This window comes from Actinoplanes sp. NPDC048791 (assembly GCF_040650095.1).
Classification (GTDB): domain Bacteria; phylum Actinomycetota; class Actinomycetes; order Mycobacteriales; family Micromonosporaceae; genus Actinoplanes.
On record NZ_JBEZGQ010001765.1, the window covers coordinates 1 to 1,012 of the forward strand.

Here is a 1,012-nt window from a genome sequence, read left to right on the forward strand (position 1 = left end):
GGACGACCTCCGCGTCGCGGTCCCGGTCGCCCGGTTCGAGGCAGACGTGCACCCGGTTCTTGCCCTGCTTGCTCTCGGGCACCGCCTGGAAGTACAGCCGGGGCGTGCGCGGCGGCTCGATGACGACCTCCTCGTCGCCGGGCACGCACTCCGGGTGGACCGGGTGGCCGATCACCTCGGCCCAGAAGACCGCCAACGCGTACGGGTCGGCGCAGTCGAACGAGACGTTGCGGATCAGCGAAACCATGGTCAGCAGAGTAGTAGTGATCCACCCCGTGATGGACATGAGTGGACGTGACCAGATCCCATGCCCCTATGACGGCCGACCCTCCGACGGGTGCTGAGCCCGCCGCCGAGGCCGCCTTCCGAGCCCTGTTCGAGGCCGCGTACGACGATCTGCTCCTCTTCGTCGAGCGGCGCACCCACGCCCTCGCCGCGGAGGACGTGGTCGCCGAGGTCTTCCTCACCGCGTGGCGCCGCCTCGACGACGTCCCGCCCGACCTGGATCAGGCCCGGGCCTGGTTGTTCACCGTGGCGCACCACGTGCTGCGCAACAGCCGCCGCAGCGACAACCGTCAGCAGGCCGTCGCGTTGCGCATCCTGCGCGAGCCCGGCGGCGCGGAGAGCGGGGCGCCGCCCGACGACGTCGCCGCCCGTATCGACCTGACCCGGGCCTGGGCGCGGCTCAGCCCGGGCGACCAGCAGGTGCTCACCCTGACCGTGTTCGAGGACCTGACCGGCCCGCAGGCCGCCCGGGTGCTCGGCATCTCCGCCACCGCCTTCAGCCTGCGGCTCCTGCGCGCCCGGCGCCGCCTGCGCAAACACCTCACCGCCGTCCCCACCGAACCGGGAGCCACCTCATGAACGACAACCGACCCGACCTCGACAATCAGCTGCGCGCCGCGGCCACGCCGGTGACCCGGGGACGGGTGCGGCAGGCCTCCGCCCAGGCGCTGCTGGAGCACATCGTCACTGTTCCCCGTACGGCCGAGGGCGCAGCCGTGCCCGCCGC

General features: G+C 72.5%; 2 protein-coding genes. One reads left to right on the plus strand and one right to left on the minus strand.

Annotated features, from left to right (window positions below; all coding sequences use genetic code 11):
- On the minus strand, positions 1-247 hold a 247-nt coding region (locus AB0C29_RS50295; protein WP_360835730.1), incomplete at its 3' end, for a VOC family protein.
- A gap of 68 nt (positions 248-315) precedes the next feature.
- Between AB0C29_RS50295 and AB0C29_RS50300 the strand changes: the two genes are divergently transcribed.
- Positions 316-864 carry an RNA polymerase sigma factor gene (locus tag AB0C29_RS50300; protein ID WP_360835732.1) on the plus strand — a complete coding sequence of 183 codons (549 nt, stop codon included), beginning with the start codon at positions 316-318 and terminating at the stop codon, positions 862-864.
- Positions 865-1,012: the final 148 nt, after the last annotated feature.